Genomic DNA, 25,736 nt, shown 5'->3' with positions numbered 1-25,736 from the left:
AGACCGAGGATTCTAAGAGCTTGACGTCTAAAGCCCAGCGAAAACCCTACACGGGGTTCTATCGCAAAGCCCTTTTAAACCTGCTTAGACAGGTCCCCTGTATAACCCGTTAAAACCGCGTACAGCGTGAGCATGGCGTGGTGCAGCGTAGCCGTGTCAGGCCTAGAGTAACTGTTCTCATCGATGAGCATCGCCTTCACCTTGAGGTTCCTGTACATGTTGTTCCAGAGCTCGTAGGATGCCTTATCAGCGGTCACAAGGGTGGCCTTCTCGAGCGTCAACGGGTCAAGCCTGGGCAGCACGGCGTCGCAAAACCAGGTGTCCGAGGGTATAAGGTATGCACTCCTCAACAGCGCCTCGAACGCGAGGAAGACCGTGTGCTCGCATAGCTTCGACAGGGGCGTCTTAGCCTGAGACCTCTTATTGAGGAGCTCCACCATAACACAGTACGGGATCATTATTCTCCCCTTATACCCCTGAGCCGTGAGATGTATACCGTTATACACGAGGTTCGTGTCTATTATGACGTCCTCCATCCCCTCGAGCTTCAAAACCCTAAACCCTAGCAGCCTCCAGAAACAGTCCTCTACGCGAGATATGTCCTTCTTAAATTTCTGGGCCCTTGCAAGATGAGACAATGCTATCTCAAGAAACTTTTCCAGCGACTCGTGAGTCACTTGGGGGGTAGCTATCGAGCTGCTTTTCTCCTCATCAGGCTTTGGAGAATGTTGATCTGCATCCTTCCCCCAAAGCTCCGTCTTCATCAACTCCTTTACGCCGAGAATAAGGGAAAGCTGAGTCGAAGCCCTACCCCCGAAGACCCCGCTCCTAACCCTCAGTGTAAGCATGGGGTAATCCGGGAGGTCCGAGGACACGTAGAGCTCGGCATCCAGCTCGTTAAGCCCCAGCGCCAAGCCACCGAGAATCTCCCATAGCCTAGGCCACCCCAGCTCCCCCATCAAGGCCCTAGCCTTCTCCCAGTCAACCTTAACTCCTCCCAGACTCCCAGGAGGCTTAGACACCTGCACCGGCTGAATATACCTCGGGACAAACGGGTAGAACATCCCAGTCCACGGCCCAAACGGAAAATACACGTGAGCCACAAGCGCGCCCTTCTCAGCCGCAGCCATAGTCAACCCGATAATACTCGCCGCAGAGCCAGCAGTAGGAACAGCGATCGATGAGCCACTCAGCCCATCCCTGAAAAGCTGGTAAGCCTTACGGTAGTCCTGAGGCGCCTCAGAAACCCTCACCTCCACGCCCGTCAACCTAGCAACAACATCTCGAACCCTCTCAGCCTCCTTCACCGCGAAGCCACTCGCATACAGGTCGACACCCTCAACACTAAAACTCTCCAAAACCCTCAAGACAGACGAAACCCCAGCCTCGAACACGTACGCGGCAGAACCCAGTACAATCAAAGCCCGGTCATACACATCAAAACAACCACAACCCGGGATTTATCCATTCCCCCGAGAACGCACGCGAAACCATCAGCCAAGCGACACGGATAACAAAACACCAGCCACCTTGAACTCTACCCGCAGTCCAGACACGAGAGAATTTTTAGCCACGCCATGTAAGAGCCAGGCTCCTACACGTCACCAGGGAGCCCGAGTGTCCCCCGGGGGGTTAGTCGAGGGATCCATATCAATCATCTCTCCACTAGCGCCTACCCACAGCTGTGCATAGCCATTAACGATCACGCCCAGCCTCCCTAGCCTACCGTTAAAATGTTTATAACTTTGAACAACGAAGTTTTCAACGAGAGAGGTCTAGGTAAATGGGCAGGGTAGTAATCTTCCTAAGCGTCAAGGGCGGAGTAGGGAAGACCACTCTCGGCGTAAACACCGCCGACATGCTTGCGAGGAGGGTCAGCGGCTCCGACAAGGTCCTGCTGATCGACCTCGACGCCCAGGCAAGCGCCACCATATACGTGCTCGGCTACGACTCTCAGCGAAGGTACGAGAGCGAGGGACGCACAGTCCACAGCTTCCTGTTGAAGCTCTGGGAATCAGCTGAGAGCTTGGAGCCCGAACGGTATATCGTTAAAGCCTCCTCTACGAGCAGTGCGTGGAGCGATAGACTGTTCATAGTGCCGGGCGATTCGAGGATAATGGAGCTCGAGAGAAGGTTCGTGGCTGAAGGAGGAGCAAAGGGTGTAGCTTGGCTCAAGTTGCTGATGAAAGCCGTTGAGAAGTTCAGGGAAAAAGGGTTCGAGTACGTTTTCATAGACCCTCCCGCAACCCTGGGCGTGCTGTCCACGATGGCCCTGGCAGCCTGCGACTACTTCATTATACCCATCGTCCCAGACGACTTCGGCCGCGCATCCTTCAAGTTCTTCATGACAGACTACTTCAGTAAAGCATCCTATGACATTGTAAGCCAGGACCTGCGGCCGGAGCGCCCCCTTTGCGGCGGAGTCGTCTTTAACAAGCTTGTATCCCAGTCTTCAGCCGTGCACAGGCGGATCGCCGACGAGATAGAGAAAGAGGTCTTGTCCGTGAAGCTCTACGGGAAGTATCCCATCCCCGTCTACAAGACAAGGCTGAACGAGTACATAGCATACGCGAAGGCCGTAGACGAGCATAAGCCCATCATAGCCATGCCCGACAAGAAAGCCAGAGAGCAGTTTGAGCAGTTCTTCAACGAGTTCTACGACTACGTGATAAAGGGCAGAGCGGGACGCGAGAGTGCCTGACTTCAGCAGCGAGGAGGAGGTCTACACCTACCTAAAGTTCAAGCTGGCCGAGAAGGGCATCCGAGTCGCAGGGGTGAAAGTCGGGCTCGGGAGGCTCTCACCGGACATCGACCTACTACTCGAGACAGGCGATGAGAAAGTAGGCATCGAGGTCAAGTACCTCTCCAGCAAGCCCCTCCGCCCCTATGAAGGCATAGGCGAGGCACTAGCGCTGCTCCTCCAATCCCTCGACAAAGCCTACCTGCTCCACGTCTTCGACTCCTCCATCCGGGACGCCGAGAGAGTAGCCGAGACAGCCGCACGCCTAGTCAGACTCACACCACTCGGCTACATGGTAATGATGGGCCGCAGCGAGCCCACCATCCGGGTAGAAGCGAAGCCTAACCCCCTCAAAAAAGTAGACCCGTGAAAGCATAAGCCTATCTGTCTCAGACTAGCCCTCCTTTCCCAATCAAACAAAAATACATTTGAAAGCCCTCGACGAGGATTAGGGAGCACCTCCACACACCACGCCCCCCAGGCACGACTAGAGGGGCAAAGCACTAGGAAACGCTTTAAAGCACAGCAATTCCCAAACTCCCCACGCCCTGACTATTAATCCCAGGAAGGCTCTCCGCTCCCACCCGTTATAAATCCGAGACCCTCTCCAACAACGAATAATTCATATTCAAGCCATGCAGCAGTAAAACCGTAAGGCTAGGGCGGTACACGTGTGGGACGCGTACCCACCAGCCCTCCAAATACCCAGCATAGCCCTAGCCAGGCTCGTCTTAATGTTCATCCTGTTGATCGCGGGGATACAGGACTACAAGGCTAGGAAGATAAATGGGCTACCCGTAATAACAGGCCTCCTTCTCAACATACTATTCGCAATCCTCACCCTCACAGACCCCCGCTACACACCACTCATACCACTATACGCGCTCCAGCTAGCCGTCGCGGTTCCAGTGATACTCGTAGCCCGTATTACCATGGGGCCCGGCGACGTCCTAATTCTCCTCCTACTCTTCACTGGCTATTTCCCCATCTCCACCACACCCTGGCTATACATGGAGATATTAGCAGCCCTTACAATTCTCACATTTCACATCCTGGCCAGACTAATAGGAAACTATCCCATAATGTCAAAGCTATTCCCATACAGGACACCACTCTCCAAGGCAAACCTAGCCATATTCGCCGTCTATGTCACCGAAGAAGAGTTCCGCAAATTCTACAACCTCGGAGACCCAGCATACCGCATCGGCAAAGGAATTCTCACCTCATACCCGTACCCCTTCGTAACATACCTAGCCATAGCATGCATATTCATCTTCCCCATCATAGCCCCCTACTAAGCCCGGGGCTACAACTCGACCCGGTTAGGTTCATTTAAGCATGAGAAAAAGCACCTGTAAGCTATGCCTCACACACTAAACCGTAATGATCCATCCCGTCTCACCCACTCGACGTATTCTGACCCAGGCTCAAACATGCTGAAAACATGCATGTTGAGAGATTTGTGACTAATGCTACTCTGAAATGACTGCGAATTATAGGAAGATTAACTCTCTAGATATTTTAGAAAAATATTAAATAAACTGATTTTGAAAAATAAAAAAATGTATGGCAAAAGTTTCTTCCACTGATAAAGTTCATTTAGATATTGTAGGTCATAGGTGTGTTTTCGATAAGTTAAGTAATGATCATTTGGGCGGGGGCGCCAAGATGAATGACGAAAGTAGGATAGTCGGGGCTCCTAGAGTGAAAAGACCGCATCCTAGTAAAAGAATTAGAATTTCTTATAAAAAAAATTTGTATATGGTATCTGATCCTTGTTCTTCTAATTAATGTCACACTTACCTCTGCACAGTTTGAAAAGAGTCAAGGTGGTTCTTACGCATATGACTATGGGGATTGGATCTTAATAGGAAACAATTTTATCGAGATAAAATTTGATAAGAAAGATAAAGGAGGAATAGCTCAAATTAAAAATAAATTGAGTGACGTGTCGTTTCTTCCTGAATTTAAAAAAGGTCCTCATGTTCTTTTCTATATAAGTCCCAGCGGAACACACACATTCATGGCGATAGATTTCTCCTATAAAATCATGTCTACTCCGGGGGGTAAAATCCTAATAATGACATGGAATGGATTTCGAGGTGGCGACAATGTTCCAAAAGAGAGACTTCTCGATATACACGTGAAGGCCTCCATAACGATCCTAGATAATTCGCCATTGACTTACTGGAGAATCGAGGCCACAAGCAGTGAGTACGATATCGACATAAACTCCATCACCTTTCCTATAATTTCTGGACTAACATATATAGGAGATAACGGAGAAGATGATTTCCTGGTATATCCTTCACTAACCGGACTTCTCATGCGTAATCCATGGAAGAATTTGCCAGTTCAACCTGGGATACCCTGGCAATTATATCCTAGCGGTTGGGTCTCAATGCAATTCATGGCATTTTACAACATACACCTCGGAGGCCTGTACCTGGCTACAAATGACACAGAGGGCAATGTCAAGGGTTTCTCGGTGTATAGATTCAGCATGAATGACTGGAATATGGCTGTGACACACTACCAGCCTTACGGCGAAAAATCGCTTAACCTGACTTACAGCGTTATCGTCGGCGTATTTCTCGGGGACTGGCATGTCGCTGCCGAAATCTACAAGAGCTGGGCCGAGAATCAATGGTGGTGTGTCGAGGCCTTAAAACGCTCGACTCCTTCATGGTTCCTTGAGACATCGGCGATACATTCAACATCCTTATATACACCTGGTTCTGAAGGATGGGCTAGTCAAATTCCTTTCTATACAGTTCCTTTGTTAGCTGAAGACTCAATCAAAACTCTTGGAATGCCAGTAATAATGCAAGTGTGGGGTTGGGAAAAACATGGGACATTTACCCTAATACCCGACTACTTCCCACCAATTGAGGGCTGGGATGCATTCGATAGTATGATTTATGGTGTTCACAGAGCCGGAGGTAAAGTATCAGTGTTCATCTCTACAAACTACTTTTCACCCGAGCTGGAAGCCTATAAGGAAATGAGAAAGTACGCGATAAAGCTAAAGGATAGAACACTGGAGGGATTAATGTGTCCAGCTTCTACGGAATGGCGGAGCTACGTTAAGGAAATCGCTCTCACACTAGTCAGGCATGGAGTCGATCACGTGCATCTTGATGGAAGTCTTATAGACCCACCCTATCCTTGCGTCCACGAAAATCATGACCACCCTAAAGGCTACGGTAAGTGGTGGTTCGAAGCTTTTAAAGAACTCTTTAAAGAGATTCGAGAGGAAGCCAAAAAGATAAACCCTGAAGTTGTCTTCTCATCGGAGGAGATCTGTGAATTATACATACCATTCCTTGATAGGTTTTACTCCCGAGGCAACGTTGCTGAACTTTACGCAACACACTGGTTCTGGCAAATTACTGGTAGTGAAGCAATCCCACTTTTCCAATACGTCTATCATAAGTACATCTCTTCATGGGGACATTATGTCCACGGATGGAGCATGAGCTCAAGCGAGATATCATATTCTATCAAGGCACTCGCGACTTCCCTCGTGTGGGGAGAACCATTAGAAATAAGGCTACCGTCACTTAATGAGCGAATGTCAAAGTTAATAAAAATAAATCCGATCGTCCTTTTCTTTAAAAGGGCAACTACTTTTAGATATAAGATAGCAAAAGACTTCTTGGTTTATGGCGAGATGATAACCCCTCTTAATTTTACAACACCCGTTATCAGAATCAAGAACCCTTCATGGCATCTCTCCCCCACTGAGCTAAAGGAAACCGTAACACCAGCCATACTACATTCAGCGTGGAAGAATTCTATGGGTGAAATAGGCTTCGTCTTTGTGAACATCGGAGATGAAAGCGTGGAAATAAAGTTACGAATAGATCTATCCAAATACAATCTAACACAAGCATTTGTAATAGAAGAACGGCTAGGAGGTGCCAGATTCGTTGGAAAAGCGTCAAACGATTTTATGACAAATATTACTCTAAATCCTAACGATATCATATTGCTGCGTCTCACAGAGAAGAGAGTGCCCGTGTATTTATCAACCCAGCCCGGCGGGATGGTTTTAGTTGTAAATAAATCTTCTATAAGTCCTCTAAACCCAACCTTATTAATTCTAGAAAGGAATAAATTTTATGAATTCCAAGCCCAAATGATTCATAACGTTGATGAGAGCACACGGTATAAGTTTGAGAGATGGATAATAGAGGGTGAAAGGCACGGCTGGGAGCATATCGCGGCGAATCTAAGCTTAAAACTAGATTCACCCATAAATTTGACAGCGCTCTACTCAAAAGAATTCCACGTCAACGTATCGACGCCATATGGATCAATAAACGGAACAGGATGGTATAAAGCCGGTAGTCTTGCCTCCCTAACTATCCCCGTTCCTGAATTCCTTGTAGGGAATGGAACACGCGTTGTTTTCGAAGGATGGTACGAGGACGGTAATTTACTCTCGAATGAGACACGCCTCGAATTAAAGGTCGATAGTCCAAAGAACGTGGAAGCCCGTTGGAAAAAACAATACTACATTAGCGTGGAAACCAATATTGGACAAATATCGGGAGCAGGTTGGTATGACTATGGAAGCGTAGCTGCCATTAGATTAATTGCACCAAAAATACAGGGAGATCCCCTCGTACGATATGTAATTGATAGAGTAGAGGGAATTACCAAAGAAGATGAATTTCTCAATATGAGTCTAATCCTACTCAAAGTAGATAGACCTAGGAACCTGAGAGTATTCTGGAAAATCGACTATACAGGATTATTTTCACTTATATCCTTAATCACTTTAATTACGATCTTAATTACGATTGCTACTATCATAGCCTTCCGCTATTCCTCAAGAAAAAATTAACTCCAACCCTTTGATCCTTCCAAGCCTTCCCCCACATCTATCAAATTAATCTTAAACCCAAAAACTACTCATCACTCTAGACCTTCTAGCCAGAATGCTCGAAACAGGAAAAACTATTAAGCCCCAAATCCGCGCCCGTAAAAGCACGGAACATGCAAGTCTTACTCTATAATTTGCAGAGTAGCTGCAGCATCGAAAAAATTACAGGGCAAAGAGATTCCACACGTTATAACATGGACCTCTTTTCCCGTTCTCGGCGTTTTAAAGAAAAATTTTAACATAAAATATACATTATATTCCATTTCATTTCCCCAGCGACTCATCTCCAAGCCCCCTAACTCGATGACTGCCTGAGCCTCCTCTAGCCAGCAACATTACCAATATCCTGATGTCTCTATGCAAAGACTATTCCTCGCAGTGAATCAGGCTGGTAACATTTATGATTCGTAGACATTATATCGAACCTCGAGTATATCTGAGAGATTCGGGAAGACAAGCCACCTAGGCAGATTTATTCTCTTCTCTCGGCTTTAGGAGCCCATCCTCCTCTGCCAGTTTTCTAGCAACATAGCTAAAATGCCTTTTAGCACGCTCCGTAGCGATTCCCCTCAATTGTCTTATAATCGCGATATAATACTCCCTCTCTTCCCGATCCATCTCCTCCTTCCAACCGATATAAAAGGCCAGGAACTCCTTAAAACTCTTGTAAACACCTGTAAGCCTCTTAACCTCCTCAGGCTTAACCCACCGATCCACGTCGTTCCTGGCAGAGTCATAATCCGTATGCAAATGCCTATAGTGTGCTATGATGAGTTTTTCAAGAGCTTCCTCACGCGTCAATGAACCACTCCATGCATCCTCGAAGCTCCTCGAGCCCCTTGGAGGCCTTATCGACCTCTTACACCTAGGACAGTAAAACTCCAACTCATCCCTCAGCCTAGAACGCTCAGCATAAACCTTCCTCCTCTCAACCTCTCTCTCAGTATACTTAGGAAAAGCCCTTATCCTCTCCAGGTTCTCCTCTACATCCATAATAACGAGCCTCACCGCAGGCAGCCTCTTATAATGGGGATTCTTAACGACTTTGTACCTCACCAAACCAGCCTCTAAAGCCATATCGATTTGATTCCTGGTTAACCGGTACTTCCTCATAACCTCCGTCTTGTAAAACCATATCCTCCCCGGTAAACTCTTGAGGAAACCCAGATTCTTCTCAACATCCTCCCTGTTCAAAAGCTTCCCCATATTACCCATATTTCTAAATTCAATAAGCCCCAGAAAAATGCCGTACTCGATCTGGTCAAAAGTCAACCCATACTCCTTCGCGGCCATAGAACTAGGAAGCCAGTTCCTCCACCGCGAACTGGTCTGGCCCATCGCCAGCCAGCTCACCCTACTAAATTAATTATACCAACACGGAATAAATTTCAATTTTTCGAAACAATGACGAAGGCAAACCCCCATGCAAAATCAATAAGATTCCTTAAAATTTTTTTGAAAATTTCATCGCCTCACTTACAATATTAATAAATATTTCTCAAGACTAAGTCTCCATGTGATGGGGGCTGAAAATGACTTAGTCTAATCCTCAGCCTGACTCTAAGAAGAGTATTATTCAAGTCAGCGAGTACGCGAGCAGGGTCGCGACAGTCGTCTTGCAGACAGCACCGGGCCCCAACAGGACTGAGACCGTTTCCATCATAAAAATAAGTACCTTAAACACCGGCGCCTGGCCGGAGGCAGCTTCCTCGACTAGCCGAGGCAGGAGGCTCTTGCGGAGTGCCCCTGGCCCGCTACAGGTCGCGAAGCGGGATCCTCCTCAAGCCTGGCACTTTGTCGAACGCTGCGTCGTCGGAGATCACGACCCCGTCGTAAGCTAGAGCCGACGCCGCTATTAGGCTGTCGAAGTAGCTCAGGCCGTACGACCTCTCGATCTCTGCCTGCCTCACGAGCAACCCTAGGCCGAGGGTGCGCAGCTCCGGGACGCGGTGCGCCGCCAGGATGCTCCCGAGCGCTTCAAGCGCAGCGGCGACCTCCTCCGGCCTCCTGCCGCGGGCCCTCAGCACCACCTGGAACTCCAGGAGGGCGGTGTCAGGCACCCTGAGCCCCTTGACCCTGAGGGCTCTCAGCGCCTTAGCGTGCCTGTCGTCCCTCGGGTTCATCGCGAAGAGGACCTCAGTGTCGGCGATGGGCACTGAGCAGCCACCTCTCAGCCTCCCCCTCCTCCCTCTCCTCGCTGTACGGCTCGCCGATGACTCCCTCCAGAACCCTGAAGGGGTCGGCGACGCGCTCGAGTATAAGCTTTCCATTCTCTATACGGATTCTGAGCAGGTCCCCCTCCCTCAGCCCCAGCTTCTCCCTCAACCGCTTCGGCACCACCACCGTGTACCTCCTCCCCACCCTGACAACCTCCGCCTCGCCCATACTCTCAGACAAGCATTTCTATCAGAATATTTAAGTTTGTCGGATGAAGGGGGCCCTTCTGGCGAGCGTGCGACTCCGCGGGCTCCACCAAGCCCCCTCGAGAACCCCGTCAGCTAGCGCCACCCACGCTAGCTGGGGCTCCCGGCCGGAGCTGAGGCCACTTACGTAGTACTTGGTGCGCAGCTAAAGCGGCTTGCCGGCGCTCGGCCAGGCCGTGGCGCTGCGCGCGGGAGTGAGGAGAGCCCCAGGCCCTTCAGCTTGTCTGCCAGCCTGAGGCGCTTCGCGTCCTCGCTTATATCATAGACCACTACTACTCTCACCATGTCTCTACGAACCCCGTGAAGGATTTGGACTCCCCTCTGAGATAGCCTGCAAGCCTGAAAGCCCACCTCTTCATTGCCTGTTCAAGAGTGCAAGCCTCGCCCGTTGTCGGCCTCGCGTTCTTCCCCATCCACTCAGAAAAGCGTGCTATAAGGTCGGCTCTCGAGTCCCGAGAGATCAGCCCGTTTTCGATTCTAGGCCTCCAACCCTCCCTGAACATCGAGATAAGCAGCTTGTCGACAGCAAGTGGCTTGAACATCTCGCTAAAGTCATATACAAGGCTCTCCTTACCACTCCTGTCGGTGTGAAGAAAGCCGGCGTAGGGATCCAGGCCTGCCAACACGAGGACACGCCAACACCTCGAATATAGAAGCGCGTAGCTATAGTTCAAGGAGATGTTAAAGGGATCCAATGACTCATGGTCACGCCCGTCGAAAACGATTTCCCGTGGCAGGAGCTCTGCAACACCGCCCCAGTAGATCTGTGCCACCCTTGCCTCGAGATTCAGCACAGCTTGCGGGTTTCCCAGGACCTCCGGGAGCTCCTCTAGCGTCGAGAGTATCTCGTTTGCCAGGTTCTTTAAATCGATGCGCTCGAGGGACTTAGAATAGTATCTCAGCAGCCCGGCCTGGTTGCGGATCTTGGACTCTATTATCGCGTGAATAATATTCCACCTCAGGTTTCAAGTGGGCGTACAGGGCTCTGGCGGAGCTCGACTACAGGGTAAGGCCTGAGACCATTCTGTACACGGTCAACGAGGGGAGGAGCGTGACGGAGCGGGGCTTCACGGGCTACGTGATGTACGAGCTTCTTGACACTGATTCCCCGCTCGCACAGGAGTTCAAGAAGCTGCTCGCGTTCGCGCTACGCTTCGGGATAGGAAAGTCCAGGAGCATAGGCTTCGGCCACGTAAGCCTTGAGCCTGCCAGACCGCACAGGAAGACTAGTAGTAAAGGCCTCGATCGGTAGAGTAATTAACGACAAGATTTACGACATAAATGTCCCCACGCCAGCCTAATGTTCACAAAGGTTGCATTGCATAGAAGAGAGGATCCATTTGAGGCAACTCACTCGTCTTTGCTCCTACCTCCAGACTGTAAGAGGATTAAAAACAAGTTCTTTACAATAAGCATCCTTTGAGAGCTCTCTCCCCACTAATGCAATAATTACCTGATATAACTACATTAATAATGTAATTACTTGGTGGCATATATTCTAAGAACAGTATCCTTGTCTTGATTGGTTTTTGAGCCGTGTACACTCGATAATCCCCCGATAATCCCCCAACGAGCCCAACCCACTCCAGAAACACACGTTCGTCAATCGTTGATAGTCATCGCGCTTACCACAACTTAACACAGATATATAACGGTGTAAGTTTTACCCTTAGCTCCAAGTGACCGAACCGGGAAAACCCAGGAAACCATTCACGGGAAGCCTTAGGAAAGTTGAACGCTTGATGCCCGTCGACAAGGACAGGACAATGCCATGTAGGGCGAAACCCTTGATTCGAAGCCGCGACATACGAGAAGACCATGATGTTGAGCAGATCTCATGAATCTAGCTCTAGAATTATTACAAATTAAATAGAAAATGTACACTATAAACTTTTTTGGTAGAAATTTTTAAATAAATCAGGCTCTCAAAAATAAATTGTATGGCGGCCACTTTTAAACAGAGCCTCATCTTTTTTAAAGCCGTAACACCCACCCACCCAGGCTATGCAAAAGGAGCCCTAGACTTCGTCGATCAACCCGTACAACGAGACGAGTTTGGTTTTCCCTGCATATGGGCCAGTAGCTTAAAAGGGGCGGTCCGCTCAATGCTTTCGAGGACTCAAGAATCAAATGCATGCCTCAAGCTCGCGCTGGGACCACCCCCCACAGAGGCACACGAGCACTCCTCTCTAACCAGTTTCCTAGATGTGAGGCTACTCCTGTTTCCAACAAGAAGTCTCAAGGGTATCTGGACATATGCGACGAGCTCCCACCTCATCGGCTACCTGGCAACTTACCTTGAAGCCTTGGGGAAAAATGATAAAGCTACCCAACTACTTCAAAATTTGAGGAATATAAGCACCCCGGCTACTTCTCGGAAGGATATACTTCTTGACGGTCAGCTAGCCATATTAAACGAACTAGACGTAAAAGATATAAAAATCGACGAAAACCTCCCTAAATCTTTGTTCGAGAAAATCCTGCCAGAGGAGCTACTAGCTCACGTGAAGAGTAGAGGTGTAGTTTTAGTTGAGGATGATTTAATAGTTGACCTCGTGCGAAGAGGAATGTTCATACAGTATAGGGTAAGGCTAAACGAAAACGATAAAACCGTTGATCAAGGACCATGGCTAGAGGAATACATCCCCCAGGAGACCATACTTTTCACAGCTTTGATCTGTCGACCACTCCTTAAAAACGAAGCATGCAGCGAACCCTGCGACTGGCTCTACAACAACTTGAAAAATAAAGTTCTGTGGCTTGGAGGCAACGAAACGCTAGGCAAGGGTCTCTTAAAGCTTTACCTCGTAGACGCCTAGGTGAGTCGCCTTGAGCATAAGCGAGAAGGATATTATGGAGCTCGCCCTTAACGCTGTCGAGGCAGTCACCACCAAATGCAGTGAAGATGTGAAAAGCAGCTTCAGGGCGAGAGCAAGGAACATGATATCTGACCTGTTTACGAGCGGGGCGAGCTATGTTATCAGCGTGGCAGCCGCCCGTAGCAGCGCCTACGCTTTAGAGACAGCGTTGTCCGTGAAGGACGTCGGGGAAATAACGAGAATATGCGAGGACCATGACTATTCTAAAAAGCTCGGCGTTGAAAAGAGTGATGATAAGGGATACGCAATTTACGGCTCACTCCTCCTATACGTTTTAAAGAAGACAGGGATCCTCAGTTCAAACAAGTTGAGTGAAGCCATCAGGGAACTACAAGGGAACACATACGCCGAGAAAATCCTTGCTAGAATGGCAATATGGCTGAAAAGATTCGCAGAGGCGTACATCCATGAGTAGCCTCGTAATAGAGCTCGAGCAGAGCACGCCCGCCCTCGTGGGGCACTACGAGCCGGGGCTTGTCGACGAGCTGAACTTCCTCAGGCCCACGAGCATCAAGGGCGTGTGGAGATGGTTCGCGAGGGCGCTCGTGGCGGGCGCGCTGTACGACCTCGGCCTCCTCTGCGGCGAGCCGGGCGGCGACGTCGTGAGGAGGCCCACCAAGCAGGAGGTAGGCGTCGTCTCGCAGATAGTCGGCAGGGATATGGGCCTGGGCTACGCCGGGGGGAGCGGCGAGGGTGCGGTCTCAAGGTTCAGGTTAAGGGTGGAGGTCGTGCGCAGGCCCCGCGTGGAGAGCACGGATGGCCCTTCCATCACCGTGAGAGGGAGGCAGGTTAGGCTGCAGAGGCTGGCCTTGCTGACCCTCGGCAGGAAGTCCGTCCGGTACTTCGAGGGAGGAACCTTTAGGCTCGTGGTTGAGCGAGTCCCAGGCGCGTCGAAAGAGGACAGGAAGGGTGAGGAGCTGGCACTCAGGGCGCTTCTCCTGGCGCTCAGCATCTCAGGGGTCGGCAAGGCGTCGAGGAAGGGACTGGGCTCGCTGGACGTAGTCAGGGTCGAGGGCCTCACCGTCGGGAAGAACCTAAGATCCCTCTTGGACGAGGCTTACGAGCTCGCCCAGGAGGTCGTTGGGCGGCACGCGGAACTCAAGCCCCGCGAGGGGCGAGGCCTGCCGCCGGTGCCCTCCGTAGCCAAAAACCAAGTCGCAGGCGTGCAGCCCTTCTCGCTGTACAGAGTCGAGGGGGTCAACTGGGTCGACCTCCACAACTTTTTCGTGAGGAGCGAGAGAAGCAGAAAACTGACCGGCAGCTCCAGGTCCCAGGACCCGCTGAGGGCCGCCCTAGAGGCCTGGATCCTGGGCCTCCCGAGGAGCCAGAAGGGAACCGGGTACTTCATAGGGGGGCGTGCGGAGCGGAGGGCCTCCCCCATCTTCGTGGCTTACCATGGAGCTCGACACATCTTCGGCGGGGGAGCCTACATCTCAGTGTTCGCCTCGGCGGACTGGCCGGCGAAGCTCAAGTGGGTCGGGGCCGGGAGTCAGCAGCTGACGGTGGACGAGAAACTCATCGCAAAGGCCCTAGGGGACGCGCTCGGCGAGCTGTGGAAGTACCTAGGTGCGAGCCCCAGCGGGGTGTGGCCTTAATGAGTAGTAGGCATCAGAAGCATATTCCTCTGGAAGAGTTCATCAAACAGGAGTTAAAGAAGTACGGGGTCAACTCGAACATCTACTCCTTCATAACAAGAAAGTTAACCGAGACCGCAATACTTGACCTCGAAGGAAAGATTTCCCTTACTCCGGGAAGGGACGAAGCGTCTAAACGACAACCGCTGGAAATGCTGACTACGAGCTTCTCGAAGAGCCTTTCCAAGAGCCTCTACCAGGAGTTCAGCCCAGATAAAATCGCGCCGTTACTCGGTGAGGCTTCCCAATGGGTTCAGGAGGTCTACAAGCTCGCGAGCGAGCTCTTCGACTTTGTTTTCCGTTTCGACGTGAAAACGGACTCCAGGCTCATCGTCCACACGAAGAACCCCTATATGCCGTTGGAGATTGGGCTTGCATGGCATCCCTTGCTGAACCTCCCCTACATACCCTCTTCTACTTTAAAGGGCGTCGTTAGAGCATTCATTAGATCCCATGACAGGAAGGAGCTCTGCGGGATCGACACTGAGCAACTTCTCGGGAACCAGGACTACAAGGGCTTGCTTATCTTCTTCGACGCGGTGCCAGTGAAGGTTGATAAAGCACTGCTGGAGCCAGACGTTATAACCCCACATTATGTAGAGCTAGAAGGGAGGATCGACGAAACCAGCGTGAAGCCCAGACCCATAGTATACCCCACGGTTGCTAAAGGCGTGACTTTCGCAATGGTCATGGCCATGGATTCCAAACCCAGCAAAAACCCGGAGTGTATACTCACGGATTTACCAAACACGATTAGCATGGCTCTCAGCCAAGGACTGGGAGCGAAGACGAGCCTAGGCTATGGTTACGTAAAGGTCAGCCTGATTGAGAAAAAGGTGACGAAAGCATGAGCACGTCTCCTAGCCAGCTCTTCATTATAAAGCTCAAAGCATTACTCCACGACCCACCGTACAAGTCCCTCTGCATTCGAGAACGCGTCAACCACAAGGAGGAAGCTAGGCTGCTCAGGCAAGCTCTGCTCGCGCAGATTCCGCTAGAGGGGAGCGACCTGGACAAGTTCGAGAATATAGCCAACAACGCCGACGTTATAGCTGCGGGCTTCGATCGTTGGGTACTAGGCCCCTACTACGAGACAGGAGCCATTGCTCTGGACTCAATCGCCAACATTTTTGACACCAGGATCAGCGAGGACATACCTTCAATCCCTCTTCAAGATGCAAAGAAGAAAACCCTAGAGGTAATAGAAGAACTAAAGAAAATCATAAAGCAGACGTTAGACTCCGTGAACCAAGACAAAGACGATATCAGGCTTAGGCTGGCCTATACGCTCCTCTACGCCCTCTACGAGCCCTTATACTATCTTAAGGAGCTCCCGCCCACCCTAGCCGATACAAGGGTCCCCACCCACACAATATTCGACCACCTGTACGCTACAGCCTCCATGGTCAACCTCGTAGCCAACCCAACACCAGACAAGCCCATAAGGGGCTTTCTTGTTCTAGTGGACTTCCCCGGAGTCCACTCCTTCATAGACCCAGCGAGGAAGACAGGTGATTACTGGGCTGGTAGCTGGCTCTTGTCAAACGTCATGTGGAGGCTCGCTGAAAAACTCATCAGCGAGTTCGGCCCCGACGTGCTCATAAGTCCCACCCCAAGGATGAATCCATACTTCCTCTTAAAGTACCTGCCGAGAATCTTAAGAGAAAACCTCGGTGAGAAAGCCGATGACGTGATAAAGCAGGTTGAACGGATTACGGGTCAGCTAATCGAGAGGCTTACAGGCGCTAGCCTAGAGTTAGAGGAATGGATTCAACAACCCATCATCCCGGCAACACTCCTCCTGGTTCTTCCCAAGGGCATTCACTGGACAGACACGCCTGAAAGCGTTGCTAGCAGGATCACAGAACTCTTCCAGGAGTCCTGGAAGGAGATAGTAGACGAGATATTAGCTGAGATAACGACGGAGCCTTCGAAACGTGTAGCCCAGGCTGACGCCCAAACCCAAGCAGCTGATACGAGCGTCGAAGGCTGCGCCAAGCTATTACCACTCAGACTTCTAAAGCGTTACTATGACATAATATCACAGCCTCCGACAGGTGTACGCGTTTCCATAGTTGACGTCGAGGAAATATATGGCGAGATAATCGACTGCCTAAAGGGCAGTGCCGAAGCCTGCACCAATCTAGGGCTAAACCCCCAGGCCTCAAAACTCGGCCTGGATGGAGTAGAAGAACTTGCAAGGACTCTTGTATTCCACGCCTCGCTTGAAGGGCTTTCCCGCAGGCCGACCCTCACGTCAACCCCTGTCCCTAGGACTTTCTGGATCCTCGAGGACGCCGCGTTTAGGCCCATCTACTCTCAGAGCTATGAGGACTGGATTCCCTGCACTCAATGTGGCGTTGAACCCGCTGTTCTAAGGCTCAGGAAGAGTTTCAAAGGCTTCGAGTTAACTTTCCACCCCGAAGATCTAAGCCAAATCCTAGAGGATTTCTGCAAGACCCTCAAGGGAGAACCCAATCAATTATTGCAAACACTCGCCGAAAAGCTGTACTATTACTTTAAGCCAGGCGAGGCACTCGGCCCATACTGTATTCTCAAGCGAGCCGTCTACATCGCTAAACGAGAGAAAAGCTTCCAGTCTACCGACGACGTAGCCCTGGAATTCTACGTCTCGAGGCTTAAGAGTCTTGTCGATTTCGACAAGGTAGCTATGAAACTTGCTGGGCTTCTAAGGATCGAGGCCCCCCGGGTGAACGATTCCTCTGAACTCGCAGTGCTGTTGGCCTTTGGCCCCAACGGCGGAATGACCCGAAACCTCGACATGGCCCACTCCATCCTTGTACAACGGACAAAGCTTCAATTAAGCTTCGAGGAATTCCTCGCCAGGCTCTCAGAGAGCGTCTGGCTCGCCGTCCGGGACCAGCATCAAAACCGGTACGATCACGTTGCGAGAGTTTTCCTCAAGGATTTAGGGCGTTCAAAAGCATACATGTCCTTCCTGTCTAACTTGATGGGGGTCTCCGAGGCGAGAGAAGACGTAGTACGCAAAATACTCGAGGTCAGGACGAGGTACCTCATAATTTACGGGGACGCAGACGGCATAGGCATGCTTCACAGCGGACGCCTACCACTAAAACGCACCGAGTACTACACCGGCATCGTAGACCTCATCGAGAAGAAGGGACAACCCTTAACGTCCAAGGCACTTGCAGACGTGAAGGAGAGCTATCGAAAGATGTACATGCTACTCGACAAGATCCTGGCTGACGCGAACGCGATTGTTAACTCCCCAACATTGAAGGCGGCCATAACCCTAGCCCTAGTCATAACCTCTCTAAAGGACGTGGTCACGGTCAAGAAAGACCTGCACGGAGCACTGATATTCGCCGGAGGCGACGACGTAGTAGCTCTAGCACCCGTAGACGTACTACCCGCCACCCTGATCCTGAGGCGGAACTACCGTGGCGAGAACTTCTTCCACCGTGTAAACGGGCTACCCCTAGTATCTGCGATCCCTACAGGCAGGAGCCTTTCCGTCCGGGTAGCAAGCCTCTTCGACCTCATGAGCGATGAGATCTCTCAGACACAGCTAGCTTTGGAGGAGGACGCGAAGAAGGCGCACTGGAAAAAAGACGGCAGTGAGTGGTACAAGGACACAGTCGTCTTCACGTCCTCAAGGTCAGCTGTTAGAGCAGTCTTCCCTATGAGCGTACTGGATGACGGTAGAAGAATACCTGTGGATGTGGAAGTCATGGAAAGCCTTGCACGCCTTTACGCCGCCCTCACGCTCCACGTCGTATCGAGTAGCCTGCCAGACGACTTCGCGCGATCCTATGGTGAAGTCCTCGCCCTCTTACCGTTAAATGGGACAAGCATGAGACGCTTAGCCTCGTACATCGCCGCCAGGAACATTCAAATCAAGCAAGACGAGGAGAAAACCGCTCTTAAAGTCGCCGATTTAATCCAAGAGTTGTACGGAGGGGGGCGCTGGTACACGCAATTATACTCTATATTCAGTCAAACCCATGACAGTTTACAACCCCTCCTACTAGAATACTTGAAACTCGTCAAGCTGTTAAGGGTGATACCATGAAGACCCTCATAATAACACCCTTAGGCCCATTTAGGACCGCCTCAACCCCGATCTACCATGGAGCACTCTACATGGGCAGGCAGACCGTCATAGGAATACCCCAGCCCTCCACAGTGCTGGGCATGCTTGGAGCAGCTCTCTCCATCCACATAGACAAGGAGGCGGCGACAAGAGACCCCCTAATGGGAATCACCCCCCTCGTAGACGCGCTGTCCACAAACCACAACCAGCCCGTACTCCTAGGCCCCGTAATAAGGATAAGGAAGGGGCAAAAACAAGTCCTCGCCCTCCCAGTCCACGCCGGGGAGCAGACAATACTCGTAGCCCTGGAAGCCCTGCAGAAAGCCACCTTCGATGGACGTACACTTTATATCGGCCCAAAATACATAGTCGGCTACTCCAAGACCATCATCCAGCCCGGCATAGCCCTCAAGGACACCGTCTCAAACACCCCAAACAGGGTCGTGGAGCCCGGCTACACCTTCCGCCGGGGACTCGTCTACTACACGGACGAAAAGGGCGAGACACTGAGCGTCGACTTCATCTTCAAGCTCACCCCAGACATACCACCACTCGAAACAGCCGTGAGGCTCGGGGGAGAGGGAAGACTAGCCACAATCCGCGTCACCGGCGACCACCAGCAAGTCCACCTGGAAAGCCCCTTAACAGCCGAACCAGGCCCCTACATAATCACCAGCTTCTGGCCCCTAATACCCACGAAAAACACACCAGTCTACCTCCCCAGCAAAGACCTGGTAGGCCTCGAATACTTCGACAATCCATCCAAAGACATAGCCGGCCTACCCAGCTTCAACCCCAGCCAGCCAGCAAAGCTACGAGTAGTCAGGCTAGGCCTAGGCTACAGCGAAGTACTAAAAACCAGAAGACCCATAATACCCGCACTACCACCAGGAACAATAATACACTTAAAGAAGACAACCAAGGATGCAAAAAACCTCCCACACCCCTACCTCACCCTACTAAGGGCAGGATACGCCTCAATACTAAAAATAACCCTAAACCCGACCTAGCAGAGAAACAGCAAAAACTCCTTTCAACACATACACTTCCAATACAGAAAGACGTACCCCCCGCCCCTTCACCACGTAGACATCGCTTTCAAGCCATTTTTTCTAATACAAAGCATAAAGGAGTATACATCAAAGCTGATCTAGCTAACTTTCAATTCATTCTTCTCTGATACCTACTTCCTCCTATGGGCTAGAAGACAGCTCGAGCCTTTCAATTCATTCTTTTCTGATACATGCAAGCAAAAACGTCTGAACAAGAACACATAGTCCTCTTTCAATTCATTCTTTTCTGATACATTCCTGCCACGCGATATCTTTGTTTTAATTTCTGAGAGCTACCTTTCAATTCATTCTTTTCTGATACCCTACAACGTCCGAGGCCGCCCCACCAGTTCATAGTGAACTTTCAATTCATTCTTTTCTGATACACTTCTTCACCTCCCTCTTCTCGATTTTTACCTCTTTCAATTCATTCTTTTCTGATACATTCGTAACAAAATTGAGGGAGAAGAAGAGGAGGAACTGCTTTCAATTCATTCTTTTCTGATACCGCCGTCAACCGACTACGTGGCACGCGTGCTCGCACGTCTTTCAATTCATTCTTTTCTGATACAAAACGAAAATGGAATACCACAGCTAGAATTCGGACCATCTTTCAATTCATTCTTTTCTGATACACAAGAAGTACGAGTACAAGGATGCCTTCGAGTTATTCGCTTTCAATTCATTCTTTTCTGATACAATTATGGGAGCCGGAACCACCCTACAGCTGGGAAGAACGCTTTCAATTCATTCTTTTCTGATACCTGATAGTGTAGAAGAAGCAGTATATGAATACGTTATCGCTTTCAATTCATTCTTTTCTGATACAGCTCCTTTCCCTGGCTCCGGAGGCGGAACCGGAGCCGGACTTTCAATTCATTCTTTTCTGATACTTCACGACGGCTAGCCAGTGGGCATCACCACTGGGAGGAACTTTCAATTCATTCTTTTCTGATACGCGCGTAAGACAATCGTCGAACTGTTAAACGAGAAGGTGCCTTTCAATTCATTCTTTTCTGATACCAAAAACGTGTTTGTCATGAAGTGAATGAGAGATTACTATCTTTCAATTCATTCTTTTCTGATACCTAATATGCTATAGCTAATAACATATGTTTCTCATTAGCTTTCAATTCATTCTTTTCTGATACAAAGTATTACGGTTTTGTATTATCAAAGCCTCCTCTGTGCTTTCAATTCATTCTTTTCTGATACTTGAACCTGCCACGCCTAGCCCAGCACTCGGTGGCTATTCTTTCAATTCATTCTTTTCTGATACCCGTCCCAGCCTCGACTATGAATACGTTATTGCGAATGTCTTTCAATTCATTCTTTTCTGATACGATTTTGACGTGCGGGTAGGCCTCTCCAAGGGATTTCTCTTTCAATTCATTCTTTTCTGATACTTGGATACTGGAGATATACAGCGTACACAACGGATGAACTTTCAATTCATTCTTTTCTGATACGTGACTTAATCAAGTCAGCGTCAATATCCACGTCAACGCTTTCAATTCATTCTTTTCTGATACCCATAGACGTCTTCCTGCTCGTGGCCGGCTTGTTCGCTTTCAATTCATTCTTTTCTGATACATATAGCTAAGGGAAAAAACTATATAGCTAGCAAAATCTCTTTCAATTCATTCTTTTCTGATACGTATTGACTCCAGGGGTTGTACCGTGCCGTCGCTCTCTTTCAATTCATTCTTTTCTGATACATAGGGGGTTGAAGATTTTTTAACGGGTTTTTAAGGGCGTCTTTCAATTCATTCTTTTCTGATACATACCCGCGAACAGGGCCATGTATACGCCGAAGTACGACTTTCAATTCATTCTTTTCTGATACGTAAAAAACTCCGTAACTTAAAATGTATCTGCGACCCCTCTTTCAATTCATTCTTTTCTGATACAGTCCTAACAAGGCATTTGGCTAAAGTGCATGGCATTAACTTTCAATTCATTCTTTTCTGATACTCGACGAGTACAATGACGTTTACCTCTCACGCTGCTTTCAATTCATTCTTTTCTGATACAACTACGGCGTCGGGTGCGATACTCTCACGTGGATCACTTTCAATTCATTCTTTTCTGATACCGTGAAGGCCTTCCTCCCAGTCGCACTTGCCGGAGACCTCTTTCAATTCATTCTTTTCTGATACCCATTTTGCATACAATATCATGAACAAGCATGACAACAAACTTTCAATTCATTCTTTTCTGATACTGGAGGACCAGGGAGGAGGACCTGTCAAGCGTTCCCGTCTTTCAATTCATTCTTTTCTGATACCCATGACGGAAATAAAACTAGTAAAAAGGGCAAATTATCTTTCAATTCATTCTTTTCTGATACAGGGGCCTGCGGGTCATGTAGGGGCTCCATGCTATATCCGCTTTCAATTCATTCTTTTCTGATACTTAATAACGGGTGAAAAGACTACAGGACTGTCACAAAGTGCTTTCAATTCATTCTTTTCTGATACAATTTGCAATAGTAGCAATTGAAGTCTATAATTCCGCTTTCAATTCATTCTTTTCTGATACTCGGAGTTCTCGCTCATGAGGCGGCGCACATTGCTCTCTTTCAATTCATTCTTTTCTGATACAGTTTTGATTATGACGGTGAAAATTACATAATTATCTTTACTTTCAATTCATTCTTTTCTGATACACTCAGGGCACGCTCAAGGTAGTTCTCCCAGTGTCTTTCAATTCATTCTTTTCTGATACGGGGTATAGAGGTATAGTTTTCCGCTCTAGATAAAATAACTTTCAATTCATTCTTTTCTGATACGCGTCGCGATTGAATCCATAGCAGCGAAGCTACAATACCCTTTCAATTCATTCTTTTCTGATACAAAAAGCGAGGACGCAACATACTATGGATGGAAAATTTTCTTTCAATTCATTCTTTTCTGATACGTGGCAGCGGAGCGCAACGGTGCGCCCCGTGATCTTTCTCTTTCAATTCATTCTTTTCTGATACAAGAGATGTTAGAAAAAGAACAACATGAGAAAATAGCAGCTTTCAATTCATTCTTTTCTGATACTAGCACTAGCACCAGTGTAATCCCAGTTCGTACCATCGTTCTTTCAATTCATTCTTTTCTGATACTTATAAGCCCCTTTGACGGTTTTAGGTTTGGTGAAAACTTTCAATTCATTCTTTTCTGATACTTTTCCTTTTGCTTTTTTCTTGCCATGGCTTTTTCGCCACTTTCAATTCATTCTTTTCTGATACACGAGTAGCGGAATATTACTCATCTTGCAACACGATACTTTCAATTCATTCTTTTCTGATACACCCGCTTCCTGAACTCGTCAGGTTTTTCAAGGAAAGCTTTCAATTCATTCTTTTCTGATACATTGAGAACCACAGATGAGACGCAAGAACAACTTATACACTTTCAATTCATTCTTTTCTGATACATATGCTATAGCTATATGTGTTCTCCAATAGGAAAAAATAACTTTCAATTCATTCTTTTCTGATACACCCGAGTATAAAGGATTGAGAATTAGAAAAGAGGATTACTTTCAATTCATTCTTTTCTGATACCAGCTGTGATATACACCCAAAACAACCAATCAGGCTCGACTTTCAATTCATTCTTTTCTGATACAGACTTGACCTACAGTCATTGATATTTGAATTGATATGCTTTCAATTCATTCTTTTCTGATACGTATCAGCTCTAATGCCTCAGGTATCTCCTTGGAGAGTACTTTCAATTCATTCTTTTCTGATACCCGAGGGCTTGCCCGAGCAGTTCCGGCTCAAGCAGGGAGCTTTCAATTCATTCTTTTCTGATACACGTATTAAAAGGGGGGAGTACCCGTGGCGAAAAGAAGCTTTCAATTCATTCTTTTCTGATACCGGGCTCCCGGGCGTCCTGTCGTACAAGACTGTTACTCGTCTTTCAATTCATTCTTTTCTGATACACGACATGTTTATGGTGGTTGAGGCGAAATTGACTTTCAATTCATTCTTTTCTGATACCGAGGAGCCCGCTTCACAGCCTCAGACTATTCCCATTGACTTTCAATTCATTCTTTTCTGATACTGATTAGTCTTCCCGATACCATGTAGATGATGTATAGGACTTTCAATTCATTCTTTTCTGATACGTGAAGAACCATACGGCCCGAGTACATTGGAGACCGGAACTTTCAATTCATTCTTTTCTGATACGTGGTACTTTGCCGTCTCTGCAAACTCATCGAGAGTGACTTTCAATTCATTCTTTTCTGATACAGGCGGGCTACCGTAGCGCGGGCAACCTCTCATCGCTTCTTTCAATTCATTCTTTTCTGATACAAGCCATATACCTAGCACCAAAGGCGTATAGAGCGGGTAATGCTTTCAATTCATTCTTTTCTGATACCATGTGGACTGAATACGATAAAGCGAGCGTAGTCAACTTTCAATTCATTCTTTTCTGATACACGTGCTAAAGTCTGTTGTCTTACTTATCGCGGTGTAACTTTCAATTCATTCTTTTCTGATACTCTGTCACCCCCCGACTCAACGGGAACGCTCGCGGACTTTCAATTCATTCTTTTCTGATACTCACCGGTGCAGGTTGCACTGCATGAGTTATTCCTCCTTTCAATTCATTCTTTTCTGATACCGCTTCCAGTTCTATTTGTGGTTGGGGATAAATATTAATTTTTTCCTATTTAATGGTTGTATTTTATCCGGTTTTGGTGGGAATTTACAGGAAATAACACTGTTTTAATTATGAAATAATCGTGATATTACATAGGAAGAAAACCCCGGGAAAATGATGGTTTTTGGCCTTTTTCCTCTCGAGGATGTCTGTTTTGTGAGGAGGAATGTGGCCCGGGGATTTCAGTTTATAGGTGGTCTATCCTCCTTTGCTGCTTCCGGGTGGTGTTGTGTATATAGGAGTATTCTGCCCCAGGGGGTGGGCTCGTACCTGTTTTTGTTCATGGTGACGAGTCCTTTCTCCTTCATCCTTGCCATTAGGCGGGATACGGCGGGCTTTGAAACCTGGAGTTTCTGGGAGAGCTCTGTGAGAGTTGCGGGGAGCATGCTTAGGACTTTCAGCTGTCTGGGTGTTAGGAGGAGGTGTATTGGTATTAATGGTAGGTGTACTCGTTCGCCTGTGACCTCCGATGTCAGGTGTACCTCGTCGGCTGGGGCTAGCGCGGCTGCAAGGTAGAGGGCTACGGCTATGTTTTTCGGTCCTCCAGATATGTCTACGATTATATTGGAGCCTCTCGACTTTTCCTGTCTTATTCTCTGGACAAGTACTGGGAGGCTTTCTTCTAGGCTTGTTTCCGGTATCCGTATTACGTCTATGGTGGACTTCGGGTTTAGCTTTTCAGCGAAGTCTTTCAGGCTCTTTATGGCTGTCTCCGCTCTCGGATGCGTGTGGGTGGTCGTGACGAGGATTATGGTGTCGTTGGCTGTTAGGCCTTTCTCGCCTATTAGCCTGACGATGCTTGTGGCGTCGAAGCCTAGTGAGCATATGTATGTTTTCCTCATTTCCATCTTCCACGTTTAGTTGATCTTACATAGCTAAAATTCTTTCTTTGCTTATGTTGAGCGTCAAGGATGCGTTTACATGCTATATATCTTTGTTAACGGGTAAACCATTTATATTGGATAATGGAATGGAATACGTATGAGCAAACGGCCCCCAATTAAAAATCTCTCACGCGTTCTTGCCATCTTGCACGTCGAGCAGGGGAGTTTCACATATATTGATAAGCTCTCTCAGACCGTTTCACGTGACCTCGCCCTCTACTACATAAGGGAAGCCCTCCGGGACTATCAGTCCCTTGTTAACAGAGGCTTTGAATCTAAAAAAGCGAAAGAGGCGTCTCAGTACGTAAATTACGCTGAGCTAGAGGCCGAGATAGAGGAAATCAGGAGGCTGGACGACGTGACCAAGCTGAGGGAGGAGCTATCAGCTATAACTGCTCAGGCACTGGCAGAGGCGGGATTAATATCTTACTTCGAGTCCCGTGAGGAGGCAAGGCAAGGTGAAAGCTCTGGTGCTGGGGCCTCAAGTTAAA

The 25,736-nt window shown here is 48.6% G+C and carries 19 protein-coding genes and 1 CRISPR repeat array; of the genes, 13 read left to right on the top strand and 6 right to left on the bottom strand.

Annotated features, from left to right (window positions below):
* Positions 1-74 precede the first annotated feature (74 nt).
* Positions 75-1,436 (bottom strand): hypothetical protein, encoded by a 1,362-nt coding sequence (locus MA03_RS02995; RefSeq protein WP_052883856.1) that lies wholly within the window; start codon positions 1,434-1,436, stop codon positions 75-77.
* 347 nt (positions 1,437-1,783) lie between these two features.
* Between MA03_RS02995 and MA03_RS02990 the strand changes: the two genes are divergently transcribed.
* The 4 genes from MA03_RS02990 to MA03_RS02975 all read left to right on the top strand — a co-directional run bounded on the left by MA03_RS02990 (position 1,784) and on the right by MA03_RS02975 (position 7,592).
* Positions 1,784-2,701, top strand: a complete 918-nt coding sequence (locus MA03_RS02990) for a ParA family protein (protein ID WP_052883855.1) — start codon at positions 1,784-1,786, stop codon at positions 2,699-2,701.
* 73 nt (positions 2,702-2,774) lie between these two features.
* Entirely contained in the window at positions 2,775-3,110 is a 336-nt protein-coding gene (locus tag MA03_RS02985; protein ID WP_191118710.1) for a hypothetical protein, read from the top strand.
* Positions 3,111-3,411: 301 nt separating this feature from the next.
* Positions 3,412-4,038: a hypothetical protein gene (locus MA03_RS02980; protein WP_052883853.1), complete on the top strand. Its 627-nt coding sequence runs from the start codon at positions 3,412-3,414 to the stop codon at positions 4,036-4,038.
* 725 nt (positions 4,039-4,763) lie between these two features.
* Positions 4,764-7,592, top strand: a complete 2,829-nt coding sequence (locus tag MA03_RS02975; RefSeq protein ID WP_191118709.1) for a DUF6259 domain-containing protein — start codon at positions 4,764-4,766, stop codon at positions 7,590-7,592.
* 501 nt (positions 7,593-8,093) lie between these two features.
* On the opposite strand, the gene MA03_RS02970 is transcribed toward MA03_RS02975, so the two are convergent.
* From MA03_RS02970 to cas1, 4 genes are all read right to left on the bottom strand, one after another.
* Positions 8,094-8,969, bottom strand: coding sequence for a hypothetical protein (locus MA03_RS02970; RefSeq protein ID WP_191118708.1), 876 nt, complete (start codon positions 8,967-8,969; stop codon positions 8,094-8,096).
* Between the two features lie 416 nt (positions 8,970-9,385).
* Positions 9,386-9,787, bottom strand: a complete 402-nt coding sequence (locus tag MA03_RS02965) for a type II toxin-antitoxin system VapC family toxin (protein ID WP_052883850.1) — start codon at positions 9,785-9,787, stop codon at positions 9,386-9,388.
* On the bottom strand, positions 9,768-10,016 hold the full coding sequence (locus MA03_RS02960) for an AbrB/MazE/SpoVT family DNA-binding domain-containing protein (protein WP_052883849.1): 249 nt from the start codon (positions 10,014-10,016) through the stop codon (positions 9,768-9,770). Before MA03_RS02960 ends, MA03_RS02965 begins: the two co-directional genes overlap by 20 nt.
* A 316-nt stretch (positions 10,017-10,332) precedes the next feature.
* Positions 10,333-11,001: a CRISPR-associated endonuclease Cas1 gene (gene cas1, locus MA03_RS02955; RefSeq protein WP_257719670.1), complete on the bottom strand. Its 669-nt coding sequence runs from the start codon at positions 10,999-11,001 to the stop codon at positions 10,333-10,335.
* Positions 11,002-11,039: 38 nt separating this feature from the next.
* On the opposite strand from cas1, the gene cas6 reads away from it, so the two are divergent.
* The 8 genes from cas6 (at position 11,040) to MA03_RS02920 (ending at position 19,652) form a co-directional block, all read left to right on the top strand.
* Entirely contained in the window at positions 11,040-11,306 is a 267-nt protein-coding gene (cas6, locus tag MA03_RS02950) for a CRISPR system precrRNA processing endoribonuclease RAMP protein Cas6 (RefSeq protein ID WP_191118772.1), read from the top strand.
* Between the two features lie 427 nt (positions 11,307-11,733).
* Positions 11,734-11,895, top strand: coding sequence for a hypothetical protein (locus MA03_RS08605; RefSeq protein ID WP_191118707.1), 162 nt, complete (start codon positions 11,734-11,736; stop codon positions 11,893-11,895).
* 99 nt (positions 11,896-11,994) lie between these two features.
* Complete coding sequence (gene cmr4 / locus MA03_RS02945; RefSeq protein WP_052883846.1) at positions 11,995-12,873, top strand: type III-B CRISPR module RAMP protein Cmr4; 879 nt, start codon at positions 11,995-11,997, stop codon at positions 12,871-12,873.
* A gap of 10 nt (positions 12,874-12,883) precedes the next feature.
* Positions 12,884-13,348 carry a type III-B CRISPR module-associated protein Cmr5 gene (gene cmr5, locus MA03_RS02940; RefSeq protein ID WP_052883845.1) on the top strand — a complete coding sequence of 155 codons (465 nt, stop codon included), beginning with the start codon at positions 12,884-12,886 and terminating at the stop codon, positions 13,346-13,348.
* Positions 13,341-14,528 carry an RAMP superfamily CRISPR-associated protein gene (locus MA03_RS02935; RefSeq protein WP_052883844.1) on the top strand — a complete coding sequence of 396 codons (1,188 nt, stop codon included), beginning with the start codon at positions 13,341-13,343 and terminating at the stop codon, positions 14,526-14,528. Before cmr5 ends, MA03_RS02935 begins: the two co-directional genes overlap by 8 nt.
* Positions 14,528-15,418, top strand: a complete 891-nt coding sequence (gene cmr6, locus MA03_RS02930; protein WP_052883843.1) for a type III-B CRISPR module RAMP protein Cmr6 — start codon at positions 14,528-14,530, stop codon at positions 15,416-15,418. Before MA03_RS02935 ends, cmr6 begins: the two co-directional genes overlap by 1 nt.
* A complete protein-coding gene (gene cas10 / locus MA03_RS02925; protein WP_052883842.1) occupies positions 15,415-18,621 on the top strand; it encodes a type III-B CRISPR-associated protein Cas10/Cmr2 in 3,207 nt (1,068 codons plus the stop codon). The genes cmr6 and cas10 overlap by 4 nt, the downstream gene beginning before the upstream one ends.
* A complete protein-coding gene (locus MA03_RS02920) occupies positions 18,618-19,652 on the top strand; it encodes a hypothetical protein (protein WP_052883841.1) in 1,035 nt (344 codons plus the stop codon). The genes cas10 and MA03_RS02920 overlap by 4 nt, the downstream gene beginning before the upstream one ends.
* Before the next feature lie 148 nt (positions 19,653-19,800).
* Positions 19,801-24,322: direct repeats of the CRISPR family, unit length 25 nt; unit sequence CTTTCAATTCATTCTTTTCTGATAC.
* Positions 24,323-24,543: 221 nt separating this feature from the next.
* Here MA03_RS02920 and csa3 read toward each other — a convergent pair.
* On the bottom strand, positions 24,544-25,203 hold the full coding sequence (csa3, locus tag MA03_RS02915; protein ID WP_191118706.1) for a CRISPR-associated CARF protein Csa3: 660 nt from the start codon (positions 25,201-25,203) through the stop codon (positions 24,544-24,546).
* Positions 25,204-25,342: 139 nt separating this feature from the next.
* Between csa3 and MA03_RS02910 the strand changes: the two genes are divergently transcribed.
* A complete protein-coding gene (locus tag MA03_RS02910) occupies positions 25,343-25,735 on the top strand; it encodes a hypothetical protein (RefSeq protein ID WP_052883839.1) in 393 nt (130 codons plus the stop codon).
* The last annotated feature ends 1 nt before the right edge of the window (position 25,736 follow it).

Origin of the sequence: Thermofilum uzonense (assembly GCF_000993805.1) — an archaeon.
Classification (GTDB): domain Archaea; phylum Thermoproteota; class Thermoprotei; order Thermofilales; family Thermofilaceae; genus Thermofilum; species Thermofilum uzonense.
Note: the sequence above shows the minus strand (reverse complement) of the source record. Positions and strands in the feature narration are given on the sequence as shown.